20 protein-coding genes are annotated in these 26,531 nt (G+C 59.2%); 13 read left to right on the forward strand and 7 right to left on the reverse strand.

Annotated elements, in window-relative coordinates; all coding sequences use genetic code 11:
• Positions 1-80: 80 nt before the first annotated feature.
• Positions 81-1,163, reverse strand: a complete 1,083-nt coding sequence (locus ACVW0B_RS06355) for a hypothetical protein (protein WP_457491243.1) — start codon at positions 1,161-1,163, stop codon at positions 81-83.
• Between the two features lie 533 nt (positions 1,164-1,696).
• Here ACVW0B_RS06355 and ACVW0B_RS06360 point away from each other — a divergent pair.
• Positions 1,697-2,677, forward strand: coding sequence for an integron integrase (locus ACVW0B_RS06360; protein WP_414343089.1), 981 nt, complete (start codon positions 1,697-1,699; stop codon positions 2,675-2,677).
• 241 nt (positions 2,678-2,918) lie between these two features.
• On the forward strand, positions 2,919-6,881 hold the full coding sequence (locus tag ACVW0B_RS06365; RefSeq protein WP_457491244.1) for a magnesium chelatase subunit H: 3,963 nt from the start codon (positions 2,919-2,921) through the stop codon (positions 6,879-6,881).
• Positions 6,882-6,958: 77 nt separating this feature from the next.
• Here the strand turns inward: ACVW0B_RS06365 and ACVW0B_RS06370 are convergent, their stop codons facing one another.
• The 3 genes from ACVW0B_RS06370 to cphA all read right to left on the reverse strand — a co-directional run bounded on the left by ACVW0B_RS06370 (position 6,959) and on the right by cphA (position 11,172).
• The gene (locus tag ACVW0B_RS06370) at positions 6,959-7,825 is read right to left on the reverse strand and encodes a prepilin peptidase (protein WP_457491270.1); all 867 of its coding nucleotides are present in this window, start codon (positions 7,823-7,825) and stop codon (positions 6,959-6,961) included.
• Positions 7,826-7,952: 127 nt separating this feature from the next.
• On the reverse strand, positions 7,953-8,153 hold the full coding sequence (locus ACVW0B_RS06375) for a hypothetical protein (RefSeq protein ID WP_011432545.1): 201 nt from the start codon (positions 8,151-8,153) through the stop codon (positions 7,953-7,955).
• A gap of 322 nt (positions 8,154-8,475) precedes the next feature.
• Positions 8,476-11,172 (reverse strand): cyanophycin synthetase, encoded by a 2,697-nt coding sequence (cphA, locus tag ACVW0B_RS06380; RefSeq protein WP_457491245.1) that lies wholly within the window; start codon positions 11,170-11,172, stop codon positions 8,476-8,478.
• Between the two features lie 257 nt (positions 11,173-11,429).
• On the opposite strand from cphA, the gene ACVW0B_RS06385 reads away from it, so the two are divergent.
• Both ACVW0B_RS06385 and ACVW0B_RS06390 read left to right on the forward strand, forming a co-directional pair.
• Positions 11,430-13,706 (forward strand): ComEC/Rec2 family competence protein, encoded by a 2,277-nt coding sequence (locus tag ACVW0B_RS06385; RefSeq protein WP_457491246.1) that lies wholly within the window; start codon positions 11,430-11,432, stop codon positions 13,704-13,706.
• Between the two features lie 203 nt (positions 13,707-13,909).
• On the forward strand, positions 13,910-15,127 hold the full coding sequence (locus tag ACVW0B_RS06390; protein WP_457491247.1) for an RNA-guided endonuclease InsQ/TnpB family protein: 1,218 nt from the start codon (positions 13,910-13,912) through the stop codon (positions 15,125-15,127).
• Between the two features lie 81 nt (positions 15,128-15,208).
• Here ACVW0B_RS06390 and ACVW0B_RS06395 read toward each other — a convergent pair whose 3' ends face one another.
• Entirely contained in the window at positions 15,209-15,484 is a 276-nt protein-coding gene (locus tag ACVW0B_RS06395; protein WP_238376900.1) for a hypothetical protein, read from the reverse strand.
• Positions 15,485-15,720: 236 nt separating this feature from the next.
• Between ACVW0B_RS06395 and ACVW0B_RS06400 the strand changes: the two genes are divergently transcribed.
• The 3 genes from ACVW0B_RS06400 to ACVW0B_RS06410 all read left to right on the forward strand — a co-directional run bounded on the left by ACVW0B_RS06400 (position 15,721) and on the right by ACVW0B_RS06410 (position 18,763).
• On the forward strand, positions 15,721-16,524 hold the full coding sequence (locus ACVW0B_RS06400) for a prohibitin family protein (protein ID WP_457491248.1): 804 nt from the start codon (positions 15,721-15,723) through the stop codon (positions 16,522-16,524).
• Between the two features lie 80 nt (positions 16,525-16,604).
• Positions 16,605-17,543 carry a prohibitin family protein gene (locus tag ACVW0B_RS06405; RefSeq protein WP_457491249.1) on the forward strand — a complete coding sequence of 313 codons (939 nt, stop codon included), beginning with the start codon at positions 16,605-16,607 and terminating at the stop codon, positions 17,541-17,543.
• Between the two features lie 194 nt (positions 17,544-17,737).
• A complete protein-coding gene (locus ACVW0B_RS06410) occupies positions 17,738-18,763 on the forward strand; it encodes an HD-GYP domain-containing protein (protein WP_457491250.1) in 1,026 nt (341 codons plus the stop codon).
• On the opposite strand, the gene ACVW0B_RS06415 is transcribed toward ACVW0B_RS06410, so the two are convergent.
• Positions 18,741-19,445, reverse strand: a complete 705-nt coding sequence (locus tag ACVW0B_RS06415; RefSeq protein ID WP_414373186.1) for a ComF family protein — start codon at positions 19,443-19,445, stop codon at positions 18,741-18,743. The two genes, ACVW0B_RS06410 and ACVW0B_RS06415, sit on opposite strands and share 23 nt — an antisense overlap.
• 209 nt (positions 19,446-19,654) lie before the next feature.
• Between ACVW0B_RS06415 and rpsL the strand changes: the two genes are divergently transcribed.
• The 6 genes from rpsL (at position 19,655) to dapB (ending at position 25,578) form a co-directional block, all read left to right on the forward strand.
• On the forward strand, positions 19,655-20,062 hold the full coding sequence (gene rpsL / locus ACVW0B_RS06420; RefSeq protein ID WP_011432553.1) for a 30S ribosomal protein S12: 408 nt from the start codon (positions 19,655-19,657) through the stop codon (positions 20,060-20,062).
• Positions 20,063-20,145: 83 nt separating this feature from the next.
• Complete coding sequence (rpsG, locus tag ACVW0B_RS06425; protein ID WP_011432554.1) at positions 20,146-20,616, forward strand: 30S ribosomal protein S7; 471 nt, start codon at positions 20,146-20,148, stop codon at positions 20,614-20,616.
• A gap of 153 nt (positions 20,617-20,769) precedes the next feature.
• Complete coding sequence (gene fusA, locus ACVW0B_RS06430) at positions 20,770-22,893, forward strand: elongation factor G (protein ID WP_011432555.1); 2,124 nt, start codon at positions 20,770-20,772, stop codon at positions 22,891-22,893.
• Between the two features lie 31 nt (positions 22,894-22,924).
• Complete coding sequence (gene tuf, locus ACVW0B_RS06435; RefSeq protein ID WP_414328727.1) at positions 22,925-24,154, forward strand: elongation factor Tu; 1,230 nt, start codon at positions 22,925-22,927, stop codon at positions 24,152-24,154.
• 124 nt (positions 24,155-24,278) lie between these two features.
• Complete coding sequence (gene rpsJ, locus ACVW0B_RS06440) at positions 24,279-24,596, forward strand: 30S ribosomal protein S10 (protein WP_011432557.1); 318 nt, start codon at positions 24,279-24,281, stop codon at positions 24,594-24,596.
• Positions 24,597-24,717: 121 nt separating this feature from the next.
• A complete protein-coding gene (gene dapB, locus ACVW0B_RS06445; RefSeq protein ID WP_457491271.1) occupies positions 24,718-25,578 on the forward strand; it encodes a 4-hydroxy-tetrahydrodipicolinate reductase in 861 nt (286 codons plus the stop codon).
• On the opposite strand, the gene ACVW0B_RS06450 is transcribed toward dapB, so the two are convergent.
• Positions 25,575-26,492: a methylenetetrahydrofolate reductase gene (locus ACVW0B_RS06450; protein WP_457392568.1), complete on the reverse strand. Its 918-nt coding sequence runs from the start codon at positions 26,490-26,492 to the stop codon at positions 25,575-25,577. The two genes, dapB and ACVW0B_RS06450, sit on opposite strands and share 4 nt — an antisense overlap.
• Positions 26,493-26,531 lie beyond the last annotated feature (39 nt).

Here is a 26,531-nt window from a genome sequence, read left to right on the forward strand (position 1 = left end):
GAAGACTTCTTTACTACTGATCAATCCATCCTCCTTCCGAAGTTGGTTTGCTAAGTGCTGCTATTGTACCCCTTGAGCCCTTAACAGGCTGTAGCACGGAAGGCGTTTGTGCATTCGTTCATCAGAGGGTCGTTCCAGAATCTTGCGATAAAAAGCAACTCGCCAAGCGTCGGCGGATGGCCCTCAGCAGATGCACGGGCTTGTATTGTGTCATAGGTCAGCTTGCGTGATTGAATTCTCTTTCTCGCTCGCTCCGATGCCGGCTCTGGCGGGGTCCAAGACGCTTGCTGGAAGTTCCGGCACCAAGGCAGGAATATAGCCCTTGCGAGTTCGCGTTCAACGACCCTGCACAGGGCCAGCGCGACCGCGGTCCAGGAAGTGAGCACTTGCTGGCGTAGCAGGTACTCCATCGAAAAGGCATCCGACAGCTCATCTCGCGACTCCCGTTCCAAGGCTGTCCACACGCTCGGCGTCAAGTACTCGGACCAGAACCGTTCGCTCGCGATCCGAAGGCGACCGACGAGGTTGGGTGCTGGATCGTATTCCGGTCCGCGAAAGTCGCGTTCGATGTCGCGTAGTCTACGCCTGCGTAAGTCTAGTTGTTGGTTTACCTCTGTTGCTTCAGCGACGCGACCCAGACGTGACAGCGCCTCACCGACGCACGCAGCATGCGCAAAGAGCGCCTCATCACTGTACGCCGTGGTTTCTCCGCCCATGTAGTGAAAGAGGAAGAAATCCAATCCACGGAGTTCGTACAAGGTGGCAATGAACGATGGGCCAAAGGGAAATGGCAGGACTTCGACATGAAAGTCCTCGTAGTTCAGGAGATGTTGAATGACCGGATCTTCGTCACGCGTCTGGCTTGCAATGGCGACAAGCAGGTCGCACTTTGCATGAGCCCATTCGGCGTACCCCTCCAATGGCGCCACGCCTTCGAAGGCCTGAAAGTACGCTAACTGGAGGTTTCCGAGCCAGTATGCCTCGTCCGCGGACAGAAAACGTCGCATGGCGTCCAAGTCCCCGGAGCTAAGTGCAGCCCGAATGTCCGACACGATATCTGCGCGTACGGCCGGATCAAGCACTGTCCGCCCGTATCTGGCGAGCGCAGGTTTGATTACATCGGCCACATTTACGATTGGAATGCCGTCAATTTGGTCGGTCATGGCTTCACCACACCGGTCGCTCCTGCCGCCCAACGGCTGAACTCACCCGCCACCCCAAACCAGGGATCCCAGCCCATAATCTATCCCAAGGTCGGGTGCAGTGACTTGTTATGTTGGGTGACTCTCTCTACCTAGATCTACCTGGATCCTCAGTGACCAGCCCCCAGGGATCCTTTGACCCAATCATCCACAATCTACCGGGGCTGGCAACATAACGGCTAAGCTCACCTGCTACTAACAGCTTTGGGAACTGCTCAGAGTATAGCACTGGGTCAGGTGCAGCGACTTGTTATGTTGTGTGGATTTGTGTACCGATCGCCTCTGCTACCCACCGACCCCAGCGCCCCTTCACCAACAACCTTAACTAGGCACAAGTCTGGCGCTGGCAACATAACATGTGTTTCTGCAGCTAGATGACTGATAATCACCTAAGAAGCAGACTTTTCCATCGCCTAGTGTAATGCTACCCTAACTTGTCTGTATAGTCAACATTTTGAGCGATAATTACCTCCAAAGGGTTTTTATCTGGCTGAATGAGCATTAACACACCCATACCTAGACCCAGAAAGCTCCTGGAGCAAGTCAGTGATGCCCTCCGGGTCAAACACTACTCCTACCAAACCGAGAAATCTTATCTTCTCTGGATCCGTCGCTTTATCTTGTTTCACAACAAGCGACACCCCAAGGAGATGGGCGGCGAAGAAATCAACGCCTTTCTCACTCACCTGGCGGTGGAGGGTAAGGTTGCCGCTTCCACCCAAAACCAGGCTCTCAGTGCGCTGTTGTTCCTTTACCGAGAAGTGCTGCATCTGGAGCTAGACCTTGACCTAGACGCCGTGCGAGCCAAACGGTCACGCTATTTGCCTACGGTCTTAACCCCTGAGGAGGTCAAAGCCATCATTGTGCATCTATCCGGGATCCATCGCTTGGTGGTGCAGGTGCTGTATGGCAGTGGCTTGCGATTGGCGGAAGCCCAGCAGCTCCGGGTCAAAGATGTGGATTTTAACCAACGGCAACTGGTGATTCGCAATAGTAAAGGGATGGAGAGCCGGTTAACGATGCTGCCAGAAACCTTAGTGGAACCTTTGCAAGAACACTTGCTCTGGGCAAAGCGACAACATCAGCAGGATTTGGAACAAGGATACGGCTCAGTCTATCTGCCATTTGCTTTGGAGCGCAAGTATCCCAATGCGGAGCGGGAGTGGAGCTGGCAATATGTCTTTCCGGCAGAAAGGTTATCTCAGGATCCTCGCACTGGCATCACCCGCCGCCATCATTTGCATGAGTCTGGATTACAACGGGCGATTAAACAAGCTGTCCAAAAAACCGGGATCCCCAAGCGGGTCAGTTGCCACACCTTCCGCCATAGTTTTGCCACTCATCTCCTGCAAAACGGCTACGACATCCGCACCGTCCAAGAATTGTTGGGCCACAAAGATGTCAAAACCACCATGATTTACACCCATGTGCTGAATAAAGGCGGGCGCGGGGTGAGAAGTCCATTGGATCCTTAGAAGGGGACGCTCTCTGGGGAAGGGATCCTCTTCCCCTTTACAGTACCTCAGCGATCATTGCGAATTATTACGACCTTGCCGCCATGCCCCCAGCAGGGATCCGTTTCTCTGGTAGAACGGGAAACAGACAATAGGGGATTCTGCCTATCGCGTCAGCGGGACGGAGTCCTTTCGCGTCAGCGGGACAGAATCCTTTCCCCGGTTTACCCAATTTTTGCATTGCACGACGGAGAGCGACCGCATGTTTACTCTGGTTAAGCCCATCACCCGCCACGTTACCCCTGCCGAGGTGGGGGATCGCCGCCTGATGAAGGTGGTGTACGTGGTGTTGGAGCCGCAATATCAGAGTGCCCTGACGGCGGCTGCGCAGCGCATCAATGCCCACAACTCCAAGCTGGCGGTGGAGCTGTCCGGCTATCTGGTGGAGGAGCTGCGGGATCCCGCGGGCTATGAGGCTTTTCGGCGGGATCTGGAAACGGCCAATGTCTTTATTGGATCCTTGATCTTCATCGAGGACATTGCCCAGAAGGTGGTGCAGGCGGTGCAGCCCCTGCGGGAGCGGCTGGATGCGGTGGTGGTCTTCCCTTCCATGCCAGAGGTGATGCGCCTGAACAAGATGGGATCCTTTTCTATGGCGCAGCTGGGCCAGTCCAAGAGCGCCATTGCCCAGTTCATGCGCAAGCGCCAGCAGGGATCCAACTTCCAGGAGGGGATGCTAAAGCTGCTGCAGACTCTGCCCAAGGTGCTGAAGTATCTGCCCTTCGACAAGGCGCAGGATGCCCGCAACTTCATGCTCAGCTTTCAGTATTGGCTGGGGGGATCCCGCGAGAACCTGGAGAACTTTTTGCTGATGCTGGCGGATCGCTACCTGCCGGGGATGCGGGGGCAGCTCTCCTTTGCCGAGCCGGTCACCTACTTGGAGATGGGCATCTGGCACCCCTTGGCGCCGCAGATGTTTGCCAGTCTGGCGGAGTATTTGGATTGGTACAACGCCCGCGAGGATCTGCCGCAGGACGTGAAGGATCCCTTGGCTCCCTGCGTGGGGTTGGTGTTGCAGCGCACCCACCTGGTGACGGGGGATGATGCCCACTACGTGGCCATGGTGCAAGAGCTGGAGTCGCGCGGGGCGCGAGTGGTGCCGGTGTTTGCCGGGGGCCTGGACTTCTCCAAGCCGGTGAACGAGTTTTTCTGGAATGCCCAAAAGACCACTCCGGTTGTGGATGTGGTGGTGTCGCTGACGGGATTTGCCCTGGTGGGGGGGCCGGCGCGGCAGGATCACCCCAAAGCAGTGGAAGCGCTGCAACGGCTGAATCGCCCCTACATGGTGGCGCTGCCCTTGGTGTTTCAATCGACGGAGGAATGGGCTGCCAGCGACCTGGGGCTGCACCCGGTGCAGGTGGCTCTGCAGATTGCCATTCCCGAGCTGGACGGGGCCATTGATCCCATCATCCTCTCAGGGCGGGACGCGGCCACCGGCAAAGCTCACGCAATGCAGGATCGGATCGAGCTGATCGCGGCGCGGGCCATTAAATGGGCCAATTTGCGGCGCAAGCCCAAGCTGGAGAAGAAGATCGCCATCACCGTCTTCAGCTTCCCACCGGACAAAGGCAATGTGGGGACAGCAGCCTACTTGGATGTATTTGCCTCTATTCACCGGGTGATGCAGGCCCTGGCCCACAACGGCTATGACCTCGGCCCCGAGCTGCCCAAAACCCCGCAGGAGCTGATGGAGTCCATCCTGCACGATCCCCAGGCCCAGTACGCCAGCCCGGAGCTGAATGTGGCCGCCAAACTGTCGGTGCGGGAGTACGAGGCGCTGACACCCTACGTGAAAGCCATCGAGCAATACTGGGGGCCAGCGCCGGGGCACCTGAATACCGATGGGCAAAATCTGTTGATCTACGGCAAGCACTTTGGCAATGTGTTCATCGGGGTGCAGCCCACCTTCGGCTATGAAGGGGATCCCATGCGGCTGCTTTTTTCCAGGTCAGCCAGCCCCCACCACGGCTTTGCTGCCTACTACACCTACCTGGAGAAAGTTTGGGGGGCGGATGCGGTGTTGCACTTTGGCACCCATGGATCCCTGGAGTTTATGCCGGGCAAGCAGATCGGCATGTCGGGCGAGTGCTATCCGGATAATCTAATTGGATCCCTGCCCAACCTGTACTACTACGCCGCCAACAACCCCAGTGAGGCCACTATTGCCAAGCGGCGGGGCTACGCCTGCACCATCAGCTACCTGACGCCGCCGGCAGAAAACGCCGGCCTCTACAAGGGGCTGCAAGAGCTGCGGGAGATGATCGGCTCCTACCAAACCCTGCGGGAGGGGGCGCGGGGCATCGCCATCGTCAACGCCATCTGCGACAAGGCGCGGCTGGTGAACCTGGACAAGGATGTGGAGTTGCCCCAGGGGGACGCCGCCCAGTTGAGCTTGGAAGATCGGGACACGGTGGTGGGCAAGCTCTACGCCCAGCTGATGGAGATCGAGTCGCGGCTGTTGCCCTGTGGTCTGCACGTCATTGGAGCGCCCCCCACAGCAGAGGAGGCGATTGCCACCCTGGTGAGCATTGCCAGCATTGACCGCCCCGAAGAAGGGATCCTCGGCCTGCCCCGCATTCTCGCCCAAAGCCTGGGCCGGGATATCGATGAGATCTACCGCAACCGGGATCGGGGACACCTGGCGGATACGGAGCTGCTGGATCGCATCAACAAGGCCTGCCAGAAGGCGGTGGCGGCGCTGGTGCAGGAGCAGACCGACGCCCAGGGCCGGGTCGCGCGGGTGGCCAAGCTCAACTTTTTCAACATGGGCCGGCAAGCCCCCTGGTTGGCAGTCCTAAAAGAAGCGGGCTACCCCCAGGTGGATCCGGATCTTTTGAAGCCCTTGTTTGAATTTCTGGAGGAGTGCCTCAAGCAAATTACGGCAGATTATGAGCTGGGATCCCTGCTGCGGGCCTTGGAAGGGGAGTACATTTTGCCGGGGCCAGGAGGGGATCCCATCCGCAACCCCAATGTGTTGCCGACAGGGCGCAACATCCACGCTTTGGATCCCCAGTCCATCCCCACGGCAGCCGCCATCCAGTCGGCGGAGATGGTGGTGGAACGGCTGCTGGCTCGCGAGATGAGCAGTAACGGTGGCCGGTACCCGGAAACCATCTCGGTGGTGCTCTGGGGCACCGACAACATCAAGACCTACGGGGAGTCGCTGGCGCAGGTGCTGTGTTTGCTGGGGGTGCGACCCAAACCCGATGCCCTGGGGCGGGTGAACAAGGTGGAGTTAATCCCCTTGGAGGAACTGGGCCGGCCCCGCATTGATGTGGTGGTGAACTGCTCGGGGGTGTTCCGGGATCTGTTTGTTAACCAGATGGACCTGATCGACCGGGCGGTGAAGCTGGCGGCCGCAGCGGTGGAGCCACCAGAGCTGAACTTTGTGCGCAAGCACGCCTTGCAGCAGGCAGAAGAACTGGGGCTGACGTTGGAGCAGGCGGCAACGCGGGTCTTTTCCAACGCTTCCGGATCCTACTCCGCCAACATCAACCTGGCGGTGGAAAACAGCTCCTGGGAGGACGAGAGGGAGCTGCGGGAGATGTACCTATCCCGCAAGTCCTTTGCCTTCGGCTCCAACCTGCCCAACCAGCAGATGCGACAGCTCTTCGAGGCCAGCCTGAAAACGGTGGATGTGACCTTCCAGAACCTGGACTCCTCGGAGATCAGCCTGACCGATGTCAGCCACTACTTCGACGCGGATCCCACCAAGCTGGTGCAAAGCCTGCGCCCCGACGGCAAGGCCCCCTCGGCCTACATGGCAGATACCACCACGCCCAACGCCCAGATCCGCACCCTGAGCGAAACCATCCGTCTGGACGCCCGCACCAAGCTCCTCAACCCCAAGTGGTATGAGGGGATGCTCAAGCACGGCTACGAAGGGGTACGGGAGATCGCCAAGCGGCTGGTCAACACCTCCGGCTGGTCAGCTACGGCAGGCGCGGTGGACAACTGGATCTACGAAGAAACCAACGAGACCTTCATCAAGGATGAGGCCATGCGGCAGCGCTTGATGAACCTCAATCCCCACTCCTTCCGGCGCATTGTCGGATCCCTGCTGGAGGTGCATGGGCGTGGCTACTGGCAGACTTCCCAGGCCAATATCGAGCGTCTGCAGGAGCTGTACCAGGAAGTGGAAGACCGGATCGAGGGGGTGGAGTAGAGAGTTCTCCCTGTCCTAAGTTGGCCCGAACGGGCATCTCTACCCCTCTCTCTCCTGGGGAGGGGGGCAGGGTAGCTCTACCCCACCAGGTCAAGCCAGCGCAGGTAGCCCTCCACCAGTTGGGATCCGGCTAGAGCGGCTACCCCTCCACCCAAGGCCAGGTAGGGGCCAAAGGGGATGGGTTTTCCCAAGCGGGCCCGCCCCTTGGTCATGGCCAGCAAGCTAGCCAGCAGGCCAAACCCGGAACCAAAAAGAAGGGCCACCACCACCCCCTGCCAGCCCAACCACATGCCGATCAGGGCCAACAGCTTGCCATCTCCCCCGCCCATAGCCTCCCGCCCCAAGACCCAACGGGCCAAGAGGCCAATGCCCTCCAGCAGCCAGAGGCCCAGCACAGCTCCTGCAATCCCTTCCACCAGTGACAGGCCTGTAGCGGCCAGGGATCCGGATCCCTGGAGCCACGGCAGAGCCAGGCGGGCCAAAAGCCCCACCACCAGGCCTGAACGGGTCAGCTCCTCCGGCAGCAAAAAGGTATCCAGATCGATGAGCGCCAGGGCCAACAGCCAGCTCAACAAGATGCAGGTGAGGATCCCTTGGGCAGAAAACCCCAAAGCGCCGATGCTGAGGGCAAACAGGCCCATTGTCAACGCCTCAACGGCAGGGTAGCGCCAGCTAATCTGCGCTCCACAATGGCGGCAGCGACCGCGCAGCAACAACCAGCCTAGGATGGGAATGTTCTCCGTGGGGCCCAGCGGCGTCTTGCAGCTTGGACAATGGGATCCGGGATGGAGCAGAGAAAGACCCTGCGGCAGGCGATAGACCACCACGTTCAAGAAGCTGCCCACACAGGCCCCCAGCACCAGTACCAGCACCCAGGCCAACAGGCGCAGCTCCCAGATTCTGTTGGCGTCGGCGCTGCTCAGCCACATCATGCTCAGCCACATCATGTGAGCGTTGTGCAGTAGGGGAGAACCTCGAGCATGGCAGCCATTCCCATCGCGTCGGCGGGACGGAGTTCCCAAAAGCAGGAGAGGAAGGGGGGATCTGCTCTGTCAGCGCCGACCTCGTGCCTCACCGCAGCGGCTCCAACTGCTGCAGCGGAATAAAAGTTTCCTGGGGCAGCAGGATGGGGAACTCGGAAAAGATCAGATCCCCTCGCAGGGTACGGCGGTGAATAACTACTCCCCGCGGGGGTTGCTCCAGCACTTCCGGTCGATACTGCAGATGAAATTGATAAATCTGGCGAGCCGCTTGAAGCAGAGCGCTGTCCATGAGCTGTTTTCCTTGCCAAATTCACAACTACCCTAACGACATTCCCATCGCGTCGGCGGGACGGAGTCTTTAGACCTTTTGGGATCCCCAAAGTTCTGTCTGCCATCCCTCAGACTTTTTTAGAACGGTTAAGGCTTCTGAAAAGCCGAGGATCCCCTGAGCCGAACACCTGCTGCTGCCCAAAAGACAAGTCACCCGCCCCCGCCAGCCTAAACTTAGGATATCGCCGCCGAGGACTTATGGGTCACCTCCGCCCACTCAATTCTCGATGTCTGTCCAGGAATGGAGGCCATAGAGCACTCTGGAGTTGTCGGCAGCCAGCCTAAGACAGTTTGACGTCAGGGCTGGGGGAGATCAAATCTGGGCCAATGCTGTAGGAAGAGCCACGGTAACTGGGTTTGGGATTGAGCTTGTCTTGAAAGCGGGTGATGATCTGGATGGTGCGCTGCACATCTGCCGGAAAGATCACCACCAGGTCTCCAGGTTCGGCCTTTTCCAAAGCGGTTTCGATAGCAGTTGCCTCATCCAAGACTTCCTGCAGACGATCCCCTGCCTTTTCCTGTTCCCAACCCTGCCGGATTAGGGCGGCCACCTCGCCTGGTTCCCGTCCTCGCCGGTCATCATCTTCTTTGACAATGGCTCGGTCGAACATGCGCGCTGCCAAGACTCCCAGCTCTCGTAGGTCGCTGTTGCGCCGATCCCCAGGCCCGCCGATAACCCCAATTTTTCGTTGGCAATCCCAGCGCTCCAGGGTACTTTGAATGGCCTCGTAACCTGCCGGGTTGTGGGCATAGTCCACCAACACCTGGTAGCCCCCTACATCAAACAAGTTGAGGCGACCGGGGGTCTGGGCTACAGAACTGGTGAAGGTGCCCAGCGCCATGCGGATGTCGTCGATGGAAACCCCGTGCAGGAAGGCTGCCAAAGTAGCGGCCAGCACATTTTGGATCATGAAGCTGGCCTTGCCAGAGAGGGTGAGGGGAATTTTGGTTACATCTTCTATGCGCAGTTTCCAGCCCCGTTTCAAAATTGAGATGTGGCCCTCTTCATAGACAGCTGCTATGCCCCCAGAAGCAATGTGCTTTTGAATGAGGGGATTTTCCGGGTTCATGCTGAAATAGGCCACTGTCGCCTTGACATTGGCGGCCATGGCGGCCACCAGACCATCATCGGCATTCAAGACAGCGTAGCCCCGCTCGTGTACCGCTTCCACCAAGACGGATTTGACGCGGGCCATGTCTTCTAGGGTTTCGATATCCCCCAACCCCAGGTGATCTGAGGTTACGTTGAGCACCACGCCAATATCGCATTCCGGAAACCCCAGCCCCTCTCGCAAAATGCCGCCTCGCGCCGTTTCCAGCACCGCCACTTCTACGGTGGGATCCCTGAGCACCAGGCGGGCGCTGTGGGGGCCGGTCATGTCTCCCTTGGCAATTTGATGGTTTTGGATGTAAACGCCGTCGGTGGTGGTGAAGCCGACCCGCTTGCCGATGCCTTTGAGGATGTGGGCGATCAGGCGGGTGGTGGTGGTTTTGCCGTTGGTGCCGGTGACGGCCAGGATGGGGATGCGGGTGTGGCTGCCGGGGGGAAAGAGCATGTCGATGATGGGCTCAGCCACATTGCGCGGGATCCCTTCGCTGGGGGCCAGGTGCATGCGCAAACCCGGAGAAGCGTTCACCTCGACAATGCCGCCCCCGGTTTCGTTGACGGGCTGGGCAATGTCCGGGCAGATGAGGTCGATGCCCGCCACATCCAGGCCGATGATCTGAGCTGCCCGTTCGGCAATGAAGGCGTTGTAGGGATGGATGATATCGGTGCAATCGACGGCGATGCCTCCGGTGCTCAGGTTGGCGGTGGATTTGAGGGTGCAATGTTCTCCTTTGGGCAGCACCGTATCCAGGGTGTAGCCTTTGCTTTCGAGGATACGCAGGGTCATGTCATCAACGCTAATTTGGGTCAGCACGTTTTCGTGGCCAAACCCCCGCCGCGGATCCCTGTTGACTTCGTCGATCAGCTCTTGAATGGTGGAGCGGCCATCTCCCACCACATAGGCTGGGATCCGCTTGGCCACAGCCACCAGCTTGTTGTTGATCACCAGCAGTCGGTAGTCATCCCCCACCAGGTGCTTTTCCACCAACACCACATCGGAGTATTGGCTGGCGGCATCGTAGGCGATCTCGGCGGCTTCCAGGCTGGTGATGTTGACGGTGATGCCCTTGCCGTGGTTGGCGTTAAGGGGCTTGATCACCACCGGAAAGCCCCCCACATCCTCGATGGTGGCTGCCAACTCGCTGCGGCGACGCACCGTATAGCCCTTGGGCACCGGGATCCCCATGTCCTGCAGCAGCTCTTTGGTGGCCTGCTTGTCGGCGGCCAGGTCGGCGGCAATGATGCTGGTTTTTTCGGTGGTGGTGGCTTCGATGCGCTTTTGATAGACGCCATAGCCCAGTTGCACCAGGGATCCCTTGTTGAGGCGCAGATAGGGGATCCCGCGCAGGGCGGCCTCGTCCAGCAAAGCTTGGGTGCTGGGGCCGAAGCGGACGTTCTCTCGGATCTCTCGCAACTCTTGAATGTCCAGTTCTAGGTCGCGGCGGTAGTCTTCTCCATCCACCAAAGCCTGACAGAGGTAGACTGCAGCTTTGGCCGCAAAGCGCCCGGCCTCTGCCTCTTGATACTCGAACACGACGTTGTAGGTGCCGGGGGTGGAGGTTTCGCGGGTGCGGCCAAAATCCACTTTCATGCCGGCCAGGGTCTGCAGTTCCAAGGCCACATGCTCCACCACATGGCCCATGAGGGTGCCCTCTTCCACCCGTTGCAAGAATCCCCCATAGCAGCCGCGGGAGCACTGGTGTTCCCACAGTCCCGGCAACAGGGCCTCCAACCTTTCTTTGAAACCCGGGATGGTGTTGGTGGGTCGCTCCTGCAAGTCTTCCAGATCAAGCCGCATTTGAATCAGCTTATGACGACGGATGCTCCAGTAGTTGGGGCCACTGAGAACGCGGATGGATCGGATGCGCATAGGGTCTAGGGGAAACAGCGGGGAAGGGGACAGATAACTTAGGGTCGTTTTAGGGTCGTTTTCAGGATGCCGGCGCAGGAAACTGCCAAGGACTACATCCCGCTGGCGCGACCAGCCCTAATCTACACTCCCTTTGCCAAGGTCGAGAAAGAGTATCCTTTAATACAATTCTTTCGGCAGGCGAGCAAGGTTAAGACAACGCAATGGATCCCGCTTGACCACATCGGTACAGTGGGGGGCAGACGGGTCTGCGGCACATGGAAAGAACCTATCTGCTGGGGTTGGGCTGGATCTTGGGCCTGCTGGTGCGGGCTTGGCCCCAGGCTGCCGGGTGGGGCTGGGGGATCCCTCTGGGGTTGGGGCTGGCGGGATCCCTGCTGTGCCGGCGGCAACCGCGTCTGGCCCGCACTTGGCTGGCGATGGGTCTGGTGGGGTGTCTGGCTTGGAATTACCTGGGTTGGCGGCAGCCTTTTCCCGGGCCGACGGATATCAGCCTGTTGGCCCCCCAGCAGCAGATGAACTTGGTGGGCACCGTCCTCTCGGAACCTCGTCCCACCCGCAGCGAACGGCGGCAATTTTGGCTGAGAGCAGAGCAGGTGCTCAACGCCGACTCCACGGCCCGCCAGGTCAGCGGCAAGCTCTACGTCACCACCGGCCCTGAGGCCCTCCAGGACAAGGATCTCCACCCCAACCAACGGGTGCGCCTGACGGGATCCCTGTACCTTCCCAGTCCGGCCTTGAACCCGGGCAGCTTTGATTTTCAAGCCTACCTGCAGCGCCAGGGGGCTTTTGCCGGCTTCAGCGCCCGTGAGGTGATCCTGCAGCCGGGGGGAAGAGGTTGGGGGGGCTGGGTGTTGCGGCGGCGGGTGCGGGAAGCGTTCATCGCCGGGCTAGGAGAGCGGCAGGGGAATCTGTTGGCTTCCTTGGTGCTGGGATCCCGGGCCGCCCAATTGGATTTCGACTTGCAGGATGCCTTCCGGGAAATCGGCATGGCCCATGCGCTGGCCGCTTCTGGGTTTCATGTGTCGCTGTTGGTGGGGGTGGTGTTTGTCCTGACGCGCCGGCTGGCGGTGCGCCTGCAGCAGGGGACCATTCTGGCAGTGCTGGGGCTTTACATTGCCCTGACGGGGTTCAGCCCTTCGGTGTTGCGGGCAGCACTGATGGGGGCAGCAGCCATGGTGGTGCTGACGGAGCCGCGCCTGGAAGGAAAGGTGAAGCTCAATCCGCTGGGCACGTTGCTGGTGGTGGCGGTGGTGTTGCTAATCTATCAGCCCATGTGGATTACGGATTTGGGGTTCCAGCTCAGCTTCGCCGCCACCCTGGGCCTGCTGGTGGGGACAGCTCCCATCGTTTCCCGCTTGGACTTTTTGCCCCCGGCAGTGGCCACCGCCTTGGCCGTTCCTCTGGCCGCCCAGATCTGGACTTTGCCGCTGCAGGTGGCCATCTTTGGCCGCATCCCCACCTATTCACTGCTGGCCAATCCCCTGCTGATGATCCTGTTGCTGCCGCTGCTGGTGGCGGGGTTCGGGGTGGCGTTTGGGGCTTTGCTCTCTCCAGGGCTGGGATCCCTGCTGGCCCGGCCCTTGACGTTTTTGATCATGCCTTTAATCAACTGGGTGAACTGGATGGCCAGCTGGCCCTTCAGCTCCTACTACACCGGCCGGGTCTCCCTGCTCCAGTGCCTGCTCCTCTACGGGGCGCTGGTGGCCCTAACCTTTTGGCCGCGGTGGCGACAGGCCTTCCGCTGGCAGGGCACAGCCCTGATCATGGCCGCCATCCTCCTGGGTCCAAGGATGTGGCCGGGGCCGCCGGTCCAAATTACCGCCCTGGCCAGTGGACGAATTCCCATCCTGGCCATTCAAGCGGAAGGGCGCCACCTCTTGCTCAACAGCGGGGATCCCCGTTTGGCAGAACGCACGGTGTTGCCCTTTTTGCGGCAGCAGGGCTTGCGCCGTCTGGACGGGGCGGTGGCCATGACCTCTGTCGGCTCTGCCAATGGCGGCTGGGAGATCCTGCTGTCGGCTTTCTCCAAAGGAGTACGTCCCGCCAACGCGATTGGGCAATTTTGGGATGGGGGAGGGGCCAATGCGGCTTCCGAAAGTTACCTGCGCTCCCTCAGTGCTGTGCAAGCTGCCGGGATCCCCTATCGAGTGTTGCAGCCTGCCGACCGGATCCCGGTGTCGCAGCGGTTGAGCCTACAGGCCATCCACACCAACCCCCTGGTGTTGACTTTAGAAACAGAGGGATCCCATTGGCTGCTGCTGGGCTCTGCCGGCACCTATGTGCAAGCCGAGCTAACCGGATCCCCGCTGATGCCGGCCCAGATCGACTGGCTGTGGTGGGACGGGGGATCCCTGATTTTGGATCTCCTGGAGCGCTTTCAGGTGCAGGCGGGCATTAGCTCTGGCTCTGTCGGCGAGACGGTGGTCACCTGGTTCCGGCAGAAACAACGACCCCTCTACGTAGCCGATCGGTCTGGAGCGGTAAGCTGGTCGCGGCGGGGAGTGCAAACCTTGAGGTCACAATTGGATTGAGCAGCGCTGTAGTCTGGGGTACAAACTCGGTAGAATTCGAGCAAAAAAGCTTGCAGCTTCCCAAACAAAGTGGGAGAGAGGCTAGCAGGGCAAGGCGGCGGGGGATGTCTTAGACATGTTCAGCTAGAAATCGCAGGAGCCCCGCACTGTACCCGTAGGGTCACTGCCGGGAGGAATGCGCTTTGATGAAGTACAATGAACTTATGAGCCAAATCCTGACCATCTCCTGCAAGCTCAAGGTGTCCCAGTCGCAAGCCGCCAAATTGGACGCGACGATGGATGCCTTTGTGCAGGCACTGAACTGGGTCAACCAGAACACGCCGGAGAAGATCGTTAATGCGGTCAAACTGCAATCCCTTTGCTACTACGAGATTCGCGCCCGATTCGGCTTGTCTAGCAACTTGGCCCAACAGGTCTGCAGACGGGTGGCCGGCGCCCGCAAAGTGGCGAGACAGCGCAACCGTCCAGTTAAAGAGTTCAAGCGTAGGTTCGTTACCTACGACGCACGCATCTTCTCGTTCCGTCAAAAAGACTGGACGGTGTCGCTGACCACGGTGGAAGGGAGAGAACGCTTTGAGCTAGCCATTGGTAACTACCAGAGGGGAATGCTGGCTGGCTCTAACCCCAAATCGGCCACCCTAGTCCAGCGGAAGGATGGCTCCTACTACATCCAGATTTGCGTAGAGAAAAACCCGCCCAAGCAACAAGATACCGACAAGGTGATCGGGGTGGACTTTGGAAGGACAGATATTGCCCATACGTCAGAGGGGGACAACTGGAATGGACAGCAGTTGAACCGAGTCCGCGACCACTACTCCCGGTTGAGGGCGGTACTCCAACGCAAAGCCAGTAAGGGCACACGCAGTTCGCGGCGCAGATGCAGAGAACTGTTGCAACGGCTGTCTGGCAAGGAGAGGCGCTTTCAGTCGCGTCAGCGTTGCGTAGCAAAAACGTGGGTCAATCATCGCATCTCCAAAGCTATTGTCTCTAGGGCAAAGGCGACAAACAGCGCTATTGCTCTGGAAGACCTGACAGGGATCCGGGAAAGGGTCAATCAACAGCCACGCAGCAAAGCCGAGCGGCGTAGGACCAACAGTTGGGCGTTCTACCAACTACGTCAGTTTCTGGAGTACAAGGCGAGGGTTGCAGGGGTTTCTCTGGTTCTTGTGCCGCCCGCCTACACGTCGCAGACCTGCCACAAGTGTTTGCACATCCATCCCGACCCTGCGCAATCCTACCGCAGTGGCAAGTCGTTCAAGTGTGGGCACTGTGGATGGGAAGGAGATGCGGATTTGAATGGTGCGAATGTGATTGCGCTCTTGGGGGCTGTCGTAAACCAGCCTAGAGGTCCGGGCTTGTTTTGTTCTCTGGTAGAGCAGAACAGGCTCAGGGCTACTGAAAGCCCGCTCCGTACCGCTTAGCGGTCGGAGCCGGGTAGTTTACAGTAGCTACAGAGGAATAGCTACAGAAGCCGATCCCGCATTCGTCCACAGAGGGTACCCCTACACCTGCAGCGGTTCCCTGGGACAAGCGGGCAGTTGCCAGCACATCTCCAGCCAGCTTTTTAGCTCCTCAGGTTGGCCCATGAGGCTCATTTCCACCAGCAGAATGGCGGCTCGGTCGGCGGCTCCTTTGGATCCCAGACGAATCAAGGCAGACAGGCTTTCTTCCCGCCAGCAGACGGATACCCCCTGCCGGATCAAGGCCCGGGCGGCAACGGGGATGCACGAGAGTGGCACTTGGATGTCCCGCCGCTCGTAATCGGGAATGGACAGCATGAACGGCAACCCAAATCTTTATTGTGTCTTAATCTTCTTCCCTTTTCGCTTGTCCGTCACGGGTCTTTGCAAAGTATGAAGTAATCTTTTGTAAACTTTGTAGAGAACTCGACATCGTTGCGAATAGTGGGAGAGAAAGACAGGGATCCCTGTAGAAGGCTTAAAAGATAGCGGCGATTTCTCAGCCTCATTTCCCCACAGCCGCGAGAATGGCTGCATGCGCAGGAGATGGGGAGATGCGAGCAGAAGGTTGGGAAAGGCGAGTTGGTCGCTGGTTGCCCAAGGCCACCCTTGCCGGAGCCGTATTGATCCTAGTGGCGATGGGCAGGCCGCTGCGACTGGTGGGCAACGGAGAAAATATGGTGGTGTTCACCTGGGGAGGGGGGGTGAGCCCGATGGCTTTGCAGCCAGGTCTGCATTGGGTGCCGCCTTTTGTCTCTCGCACGGTGATTTTTGATGTAAAAACCCAAGCTCTGACCTGGAAAGACAACGACCCGACCGCCTACGCACCGCGGCTGGTGGCCCTTTCTCAGGATGGGCAGCAGATTGCGGCTGAGGCGACGCTGCAGTTTCGCATTGTGGACGCCCCCAAGGTCTATACGCAACTGGGGGAAAATTACCTGGATCGCATCGCCCCCATCGTCCGGTCGGTCATTCTGAATGAGACCAGCGGCTTTTCCGCCCAGGCTCTGTATTCCACCGAGCGCCCGCTGCTCCAGGGCCAAATCCGCGAACGGGTGGCTCTTCTGCTGAAGGAATACGGCATCGAGGTTTTGGATTTTCTGCTGCGGGATGTGGATTTCGATCCTGATTTTGTAGCGGCCATTGAGGCAAAAACCATTGCCGAAAATCAACTGTCGCAAAAGCAGTTCGAGATCGAGCAGGCCCGCCAAGATGCTCGCACCATCATTTCTCAAGCTGAGGCGGAAGCCGGTCAATTGAGAGCCAAAGCACAGGCCCTCACCCAAAATCCGCAGTACCTAGAGGTGGTGAAAGCCACAGTACTGGGATCCCGCCTGGAAACTTTGATCACCAAATAACTCAACAGGAAATCAATCCTTTTAGCCTGTCCCCAATTTCCTCAGCTCTTCTCACCGACCCTAAAACGGGAGCAGCCGCCATGTATCCAACAGGAGAAGCACCCCACAGCAGAGCCGGTTGGCTAACCGCGGGAGGGATCGCCCTCTTGGCAGCTCTGGGGATGTTCCGCTCTTGCCTGTACGTCACTTTGCCCGGACATGCCACTGTAGTGTTCAATACCTTTTCCGGGCTGCAAAAGGGGCGGGTAGAATTGCCGGGGGTCATCTTCCGGATCCCAGGGATCGAAACGCCGATCACCTACACCGTGCTCACCCGCGTTTGGGAGTTTACCAACAACCCCGCTTCGGCCAATGCCATCAGCAACGCCATCACCGTGAACACCGCCGATGGGCAAGCCTTTGCCATCGATGTAGCCATTGCCCTCAAGCCCAACCTCGCCACTTTGGACGAGCTGCACGCCAACATCGGCGAGAACTATCTTTCCACGGTGGTGGTGCCGGTGGTGCGCTCCAAAATTCGGGATATCTCCGCCTCTTTCGATTCGGAAGACTTCTACCGGAAAAGCCAGCGGGCTGCCATCGAACAACGAGCGCTGGACTTGATTCGCCAAGAGATGCCTACTGTCAACCGCGATGGCCAAACCCTGCCTCTGGTGCAGGTGGAGGGCCTGTTTCTGGGCAACCCCGATTTCCCACAAGCCTTAAGAGACTCGATTGAACGCAAACAGGTGGCCTCGATTACAGCACAAACGGCGGCAGTGCGGGCGCAAATTCAGGAAAAAGAGACCGAGCGGCTGCTGATCTTGGCGGCGGCCAACCAGCGGGCCATTGAGCTGAAAGGACAAGCGGCAGCGCAGAACGCGCAACTGGCGGATCTGCTGTTCTACGAGAAGCTGCAAGAGCGCATCCAAAACCCGACGGACTCGCTGCCCCCTTTGCGCATCATCCGCGTCGAGGGAGATGCCACCGTGTTTCTCAATGTGGATCCCCATCAGGCAGCCCTGCAAAGAGGGCAGTAGGTTCAGCGAAGTTGCGGAGTACAGTCTTAAAAACCTGGGTGTAGAGTGTGTCCAGATACGAGGGCTGAGGGATGCCGTTTGAGTTTGTTGGCATCCTACCGCCAAGTGTTTGGACTGGGATCCCCTGTGGGGTTGCGCCGAATCCGGCTGAGGGGGAAAGCTCGTACTCGATGCAAGACTAGATTTTGGCCGCCATGAACTCCCGCCTGACTCACACCCCCTTTCCCCGTCTAAACCCGAAGCTGGCGGAGGCGGATCATGTTTTGGTGGTGGACGATCAGGCCAGCAGCCGCCTCTACATCGGTGAGCTGTTGCGGTCGGCCCACTTCCGCGTGAGCGAGGCCACCAACGGCGAAGAGGCTTTGGAGGCTGTGGAGCGGCTTCGGCCAGACTTGGTGCTGTTGGATGTGCTGATGCCGAACATGAGCGGGTTTGATGTCTGCCGGCAACTGAAGGCCAATGAGCTGACCCGCCTGATCCCCGTTGTGCTGATCACTGCCCTGACCGACCGCTCCAATCGCCTGATGGGGATGCAGGTGGGGGCCGACGACATTTTGACCAAGCCCTTCGATCACGTGGAGCTGCTGGCGCGGGTACGCTCATCCATCCACCAAAAGCGCTTGAACGAAGACCTGGATCACGCCGCCAAGGTGTTGTTTGCCATTGCCCGCGCCGTGGAAAGTCGGGATCCCATCACGGGTGACCATTGCGAACGCTTGGTGGCCATGGGGGAACAGTTTGGCCGTTACTTGGGGCTGTCTCGTCAACAGATCAAGGCCCTGCGCTGGGGCGGCTACCTGCACGACATCGGCAAAGTCGGGATCCCGGATGCGATTTTGTGCAAGCAGGGCAAGCATACCCCGGAAGAATGGGAGATCATGAAATCCCATGTGTTGATTGGCGAAGACATTTGTCGGGGCTTGCGCACCATGCAGGATGTGCTGCCGATCATCCGCCACCACCACGAGCGTTGGGATGGCAGCGGCTACCCAGATGGACTGGCAGGCGAAGAGATCCCTCTGTTGGCCCGCGTCTTTCAGGTGATCGACATTTTCGACGCTCTGACCTCTCCTCGCCCCTACAAACCGGCCTTGACCGCCGAACAGGCCCTGGAAGTGCTGCGGGAGGAAACCCGCAAGGGCTGGCGGGATCCGAACTTGGTGCGCGAGTTTTGTGACTTTATGTTTGTCACCGCCTTTAATTTGGTGGAGGCGGGATAGGGTCTGGAGGGCCGGGCCAGTCTGGAGAGGCGGCTTTTGGGGTTTGAGCGGCAACGATTACCCCGGCTACACGGATCCCGGCAGCGGCCAATACCTGCTGGGCGGCTTGCACAGTAGAGCCGGTGGTGTAGATGTCATCCACCAGCAACACCGGTGTGGCCGGAACTTGTTTCAGGGCAAAGGCCCCGGCCAAGTTGTGCTGTCGTTGCAGCGGGTTGAGCTCATGTTGAGCCGCTGTGGCCCGCACCCGCACCAGAGCCTCAGGCCAATGTCTCAGACCTGTCCGCTGGCAAAAGGCTTGGCTGATCAAGGCGGCTTGGTTGTAGCCCCGTTGCCGCAGGCGCTCCGCATGAAGCGGGATGGGCACCACCGTATAGTCCAAGCCATAGGCCCTACGGGAGCCTGAAGACGGCTGTCGGCTTTCCACCCAGCGGGATCCCAGCCATTCTCCCAAAACCGAGCCAATGCGCCGTTGTCCTTCGTACTTCAGGCAGTAGATGGCCCTGCGCAGCGCCCCCCGGTGGATCCCCCAGGCGTAAAGTGGCCAAGGCGAGGTGGTGACTGGCCAAGTGGCAAGGCGCTCCGCCTGCAACCGCCTTTGACAGTCTTGACAGAACACGGCCTTGGCAGGGCGCCGGCAAAGCGGACATGGAGGCACAATCCACCAATCTAACCAGCCCATCGTCTGCTAGGGATCCTTTCTGGTGTGCAGAGTCTCCTAAAAAGCTGAGGCAAGGGGGGAACGAGGCCGAAATTCAGACTCGGCCAGGCTAACAGCCCAGCAGTCCATCCCCAAGTTGACGCTGGGATCCCGCCTTGCTAGGATTCAATATCGCCGGATAATTCAACCGGATAATTTAAAATTTAAGCCGTGACCTTCTCTGCCAGCCCATGCCCACCATTCAGCAACTGATCCGCGAGGAGCGCAGTGTTGCCGCTCGCAAGACCAAGTCTCCTGCCCTGAAGGCTTGTCCACAGCGGCGGGGGGTTTGCACCCGAGTGTACACGACAACGCCCAAAAAGCCCAACTCGGCCCTGAGAAAAGTGGCTCGCGTTCGCCTCACTTCCGGCTTTGAGGTCACCGCTTACATTCCCGGCATCGGCCACAACCTACAAGAGCACTCTGTGGTCATGATTCGCGGTGGGCGGGTTAAGGATTTGCCCGGCGTGCGTTACCACATTATCCGGGGCACCCTCGACGCTGCAGGGGTCAAAGACCGCAAACAAGGCCGCTCCAAATACGGGGCGAAACGGCCCAAGCCGGGCCAAGCTCCAGCCGCCGCTGGCAAGAAAAAATAGCTTTGCCCTCACCCTCAACCCTCCATATCCCACTCGTCATCTTTCTTTCTGTCATCCCCATCTGAACAAGCAACCCAGCTCCTATGTCTCGCCGCAACCGTGCCCCTCGTCGTGATGTGCCCCCGGATCCCAAGTATGGGAGCCGTCTGGTTACCATGCTGATCCGCAAGTTGATGATGAGGGGTAAGGCATCCCTGGCTGCCAGGATCCTCTATGAAGCTCTGGACATTGTGCGGGAGCGCACTGGCCAAGACCCACTCCCCTTGCTGGAAAATGCTGTTCGCAACGCCACCCCATTGGTGGAGGTGAAAGCCCGCCGGGTGGGCGGAGCCACTTATCAGGTGCCTGTGGAGGTGAGAGGAGAGCGGGGCACTTCTCTAGCGCTGCGCTGGCTGGTGACCTTTTCGCGCACCCGTCCAGGTCGCACCATGGCTGCCAAGCTGGCCAATGAGCTGATCGATGCAGCCAACGAAACCGGCAGCGCCATTCGACGGCGGGAAGAGGTGCATCGCATGGCCGAGGCCAACAAGGCCTTTGCCCACTACCGCTACTGAACTAGCCTGGCGGAGCAGTGGAGACTTTTGGGATCCCTGTTCTGCCCAGCCCGAGTTCCAGCGAGGTGGAGAAAAATCGGCAAAAAAGATTAGAATTGTAAAGGATTTTTTAGTTTGCCCAAGTCGCAGGGCGACGAGGATTGGGAGGTTGACGTGGCACGCACAGTTCCCCTAGAACGAGTCCGAAACATCGGCATCGCGGCTCACATCGATGCTGGCAAGACCACGACCACAGAGCGGATTCTCTTCTACTCCGGTCTGGTGCACAAAATTGGCGAAGTTCACGACGGAACTGCGGTCACCGATTGGATGGCCCAGGAGCGGGAGCGGGGCATCACCATCACCGCTGCGGCCATCACCACCCGTTGGACTAAGCGGGATCCCGCAAATCCTTCCCAGCCCCTCTCCGGCGCACCGGAGTACACCATCAACATCATCGATACTCCTGGGCACGTCGATTTCACCATTGAAGTTGAGCGCTCCATGCGGGTGCTGGATGGGGTGATCGCCGTCTTTGACTCGGTGGGCGGCGTGCAGCCTCAGTCTGAGACCGTCTGGCGGCAAGCCAATCGTTACAATGTGCCCCGCATTGCCTTCGTCAACAAAATGGATCGCATGGGGGCCAATTTCCTCAAGGTTTACAACCAGATCCGGGAGCGCCTCAAGGCCAATGCTGTGCCCATCCAACTGCCCATCGGTGCCGAAGACGGGTTTTGCGGCATTGTTGACTTGGTGCGGATGCAAGCCCGCATTTATATGGATGAGATCGGCAAAGACATTCGTCCGGCCCCCATCCCTGAGGAGATGAAAGATCTCGTGGCAGAGTATCGGGCCAAGCTGGTGGAAGCAGTGGCCGAGACGGACGAAGCTCTGATGGAAAAGTACTTCGCCGAAGAAGATCTGAGCGAAGCCGACTTGATGGCGGGTCTGCGCAAAGGCACGATCAGCGGCCAAATTGTGCCCATGCTGTGTGGCTCTGCCTTCAAGAACAAGGGAGTCCAGATGCTGCTGGATGCGGTGGTGGATTACCTGCCCTCGCCTGTGGATATTCCGGCCATCAAGGGGGTGCTGCCAGATGGCTCAGAAGTGTCCCGCCGTGCCAGCGACGATGAGCCCTTCTCCGCCCTGGCCTTCAAGTTGATGAGTGATAAGTACGGGGATCTCACCTTTATTCGCGTCTACTCGGGGGTGTTGACCAAAGGTACTTATGTGCTCAACTCCACCAAGAACAAGAAGGAGCGAATTTCGCGGTTGGTGGTGCTGAAGGCCGATGAACGCTTGGACGTGGATGAGCTGCGGGCAGGAGATCTGGGAGCTGTGGTGGGCCTCAAGGACACCACCACCGGAGACACCCTCTGCGACGAAAATGCGCCGGTGATCCTGGAGTCTCTGTTTATCCCAGAGCCGGTGATCTCAGTAGCGGTAGAACCCAAAACCAAAGCCGATATCGATAAGCTCTCCAAGGCCCTGCAGGCCCTGGCCAAGGAGGATCCCACCTTCCGCGTGTCTGTGGATCCCGAGACCAATCAAACCATCATCTCTGGGATGGGCGAGCTGCACCTGGAGATCTTGGTGGATCGGATGCTGCGGGAGTTCAACGTAGAAGCCAATGTTGGTAACCCACAGGTGGCCTACCGCGAAACCATTCGCAAGCCGGTTAGCCGCGTGGAAGGCAAGTTTGTTCGCCAGAGTGGTGGCCGCGGCCAGTACGGCCATGTGGTTATCGACCTAGAGCCGGCGGAGCCGGGTACAGGATTTGAGTTCGTTTCCAAGATTGTGGGTGGCGTTGTGCCCAAAGAATACATTGGGCCAGCCGAGCAAGGGATCCGAGAAGCCTGCGAATCCGGTGTGCTGGCGGGCTATCCCCTGATTGACATCCGCGCCACTCTGGTGGATGGCTCCTACCACGAGGTGGACTCCAGCGAAATGGCCTTCAAGATCGCCGGTTCGATGGCTCTGAAGGAGGCTGCTCGCAGGGCAAGCCCTACCCTGCTGGAGCCGATGATGAAGGTCGAGGTGGAAGTCCCTGAAGCCTTTGTGGGGGATGTCATCGGGGACATCAACGCCCGCCGCGGCCAGATGGAGGGGATGAATACAGAAGGCGGCATTACCAAAGTCAATGCCAAAGTTCCCTTGGCGGAGATGTTTGGCTATGCCACCGACATTCGCTCCAAGACCCAGGGTCGAGGCACCTTCACGATGGAGTTCAGCCACTACGAGGAAGTTCCTCGCAGTATCGCCGAAGCCATCATTGCCAAAAACAAAGGAAATGAGTAGCTGACTGAAACCAAAAAGGAAGTGACGATTCATGGCACGCGCTAAGTTTGAACGCACCAAACCCCATGTCAACGTTGGCACCATCGGCCATGTTGACCACGGCAAGACCACCCTGACGGCTGCCATCACCACCACCTTGGCTGCTTTGGGTCAGGCCACAGCCAAAAGGTACGATGAGATCGACGCAGCGCCAGAGGAAAAAGCTCGCGGCATTACCATCAACACCGCCCACGTCGAGTATCAGACTGCCAACCGTCACTACGCCCACGTGGATTGTCCCGGCCACGCCGACTACGTGAAGAACATGATCACAGGCGCGGCCCAGATGGACGGAGCCATCTTGGTGGTGTCTGCGGCTGATGGGCCTATGCCCCAAACGCGGGAGCACATCCTGCTGGCCCGGCAGGTGGGGGTGCCCAGCTTGGTGGTCTTCCTAAACAAAGAAGACATGGTGGATGATCCAGAGTTGCTGGAGTTGGTGGAGCTGGAAGTGCGGGAGCTCCTCTCCAAATACGACTTCCCCGGCGACGACATCCCCATCATTAGAGGATCGGCGCTGAAAGCCCTAGAAAGAATGACCGCCAACCCCAAAACCCAGCGGGGCGAAGATCCTTGGGTGGACAAAATTTATGAGCTGATGGATGCGGTGGACTCCTACATTCCCACGCCTGAGCGGGATGTGGACAAGCCCTTCCTGATGGCTGTGGAGGATGTCTTCTCGATTACTGGTCGGGGCACGGTGGCCACGGGCCGGATCGAGCGGGGTCGCATCAAGGTGGGCGAAACGGTGGAACTGGTGGGCCTGCGAGAAACTCGCTCTACCACCGTTACCGGCCTGGAGATGTTCCAGAAAACCCTCGACGAAGGGATTGCCGGCGACAACGTTGGTGTGCTGTTGCGGGGCATTCAGAAGAACGAAGTGGAGCGCGGCATGGTGCTGGCCAAGCCCAAGACCATTACTCCTCACACCAGCTTCGAGTCTGAGGTGTATGTCCTCAAGAAAGAAGAAGGAGGTCGCCACACGCCCTTCTTTGCCGGCTATCGTCCTCAGTTCTATGTGCGCACCACCGATGTAACCGGCACCATCTCTTCCTTCACGGCTGATGACGGATCCCAGCCGGAGATGGTGATGCCCGGCGACCGCGTCAGGATGACGGTGGAGCTGATTCAGCCCATCGCCATCGAGCAGGGGATGCGCTTTGCCATTCGCGAGGGTGGCCGTACCGTCGGAGCGGGTGTTGTCTCCAAGATCCTGAAGTAAGCTGCTTTTTCTCGGCAGGGATTGAGTGCTGGCGGCCCCAGACCAACTCGGTCGCAACAGTGGTGCGGAGCACTTTCCCTGCTGACCTTTTCGAGTCCACCGTTCTCTGGATTGCTCTCCGGCCATGCCTACTTTGACCCAACAGAAAATTCGCATCCGCCTGAAGGCTTACGATCATCGGCTGCTGGATACTTCCTGCGACAAAATCGTGGATACGGCTCGTCGTACCGACGCCGTGCCGGTTGGCCCGATTCCTTTGCCTACTCGGCGCCGCATCTACTGTGTGCTGCGTTCCCCCCACATCGACAAGGACTCGCGGGAACATTTTGAAACCCGCACCCACCGGCGCATTATCGACATCTATTCCCCCTCTTCCAAAACCATCGATGCTCTCATGAAGCTGGATCTGCCGGCAGGAGTAGATATTGAGGTGAAGCTGTGATGGATCTGCAGGGATCCCTCGCTTTCGCAGTCATTTCGTAGAGCTTGGATGAGGGCAGCAGCGGGTGACAACATCGGTTGATCCGGTCGATCGCGATAGTGGTGCAGACCCCTCTCAGGGGTTGGCAACTCCAGGAGCGGCCCAATCCCCCATCCCGGTTTTGGTGGTGGGGGCCCTGGGCAAAATGGGGCGGGAGGTGGTGCGGGCCGTTGCCCAGACGCCCGACATGAGGTTGGTGGGGGCGGTGGCCCGCTCTCAACTGGGCTCGGATATTGGCGAGGTGCTGGGCCTGGGATCCCTGGGGGTGGAGATTACCGATGACTTGTCGGGGCAGTTGCTGAGGTTGTCGCAGCGGAGCAACCGCGGCGTAATGGTGGACTTTACCCATCCTCGGTCGGCATTTGAACATGTTCGCTCGGCCATTGCCTTTGGCGTACGCCCGGTGGTGGGGACGACGGGCCTGACGCCGGAGCAGGTGGAGCGGCTGCGGGATCTGGCGGACAAGTCGGGTGTGGGCTGTTTAATCGCGCCCAATTTCGCCATCGGCATGATTTTGCTGCAGCAGATGGCGCTGCAGGCGGCGCAGTATTTTGACCATGTCGAGATCATCGAGCTGCACCACAACCGCAAAGCGGATGCCCCCAGCGGCACGGCTCTACAGACGGCCCAACGGCTGGGGCAATTGGGCAAGGCCTTTAACCCGCCCGTTCGCGACAGCGGGACGGAGTCCTCAGTGGAAGAAAAAGAGCTGATCCCCGGTGCGCGGGGAGGGCTCTCTGGCCCCAACATTCCCATTCACAGCGTTCGTCTGCCGGGGTTGATCGCCCATCAGGAGGTCATTTTTGGTGGGATGGGGCAAACCCTCACGTTGAGACACGACACCACGGATCGGATAGCTTTTATGCCGGGAGTGATCCTGGGGATCCGCAAGGTGCTGCAGCTCAAAGGTTTGGTCTACGGGCTGGAGCAAGTGTTGAGCTAGCCGGTCAGGGGAGGGATCCCGGCCTCATCCAGAATGCGGGGGATGAGGTGCTCGGCTTTGACGGCCATCAGATGCACCCCATGGCAGATCTGGCGGGCCTGCCGCACCTGTTCGGCGGCAATGCGGATCCCTTCTTCGAGGGGGTGGGCGGCGTTGGCCAGCCGCTGGATAATCCCGTCTGGGATCTTCACTCCTGGCAGGTTGCGGTTGATAAACTCGGCATTTTTGGCCGACTTGAGCAAAAAGATGCCAGCCAGGATGGGCTTGCCGGCGGGACGGCCCAACTTATCCATGAAGCGCTCCAGCTGCTCGAAGTCGGTGACCATCTGGCTTTGGAAAAATTGGGCTCCGTTTTCCAGCTTGCGGTGGAAGCGCCGCTCCAGGCCGGAAAAGCTGCCCGATTGGGGTTCTACTGCTGCTCCTGCCAACAGATGCGTGCCCCCATCCGGGAGAGGTTTGCCGTTGCAATCGAGGCCATTGTTCAGCCGTTGGATAAGCTGCAGCAAGCGCACCGATTCCAGATCGAATACGGGGCGGGCATCGGGGCAATCGCCGATGTGGATGGGATCCCCGGTGAGGGCCAACACATTGCGCAGGCCGAGAGCTGAGGCCCCCAACAGATCCCCCTGGAGGGCCAGGCGGTTGCGATCCCGACAGGCCAACTGCAGGATCGGTTCAACACCCGCCTGATGCAACAGCACCGAGGCCGCCAACGGGCTCATGCGGGCCATGGCTCGGTTGGAGTCCGTAATGTTGATGGCATGCACCCGCCCCTTGAGCTGCTGGGCCAAAGACAGCAGGGTGCTGGTGTCGGATCCCTTGGGGGGGGTGATCTCGGCGGTGAGCAGAAATTCCCCCCGCTGGATGGCCTGGGCGAAGCGGGACAGGGGAGGTGATGAGGGGATCAGGGCCACAATTCCTGAAGGAAAGGTAAAACGGCTGGCTTATTATCG

The organism is Thermostichus sp. MS-CIW-23 (genome assembly GCF_054059455.1).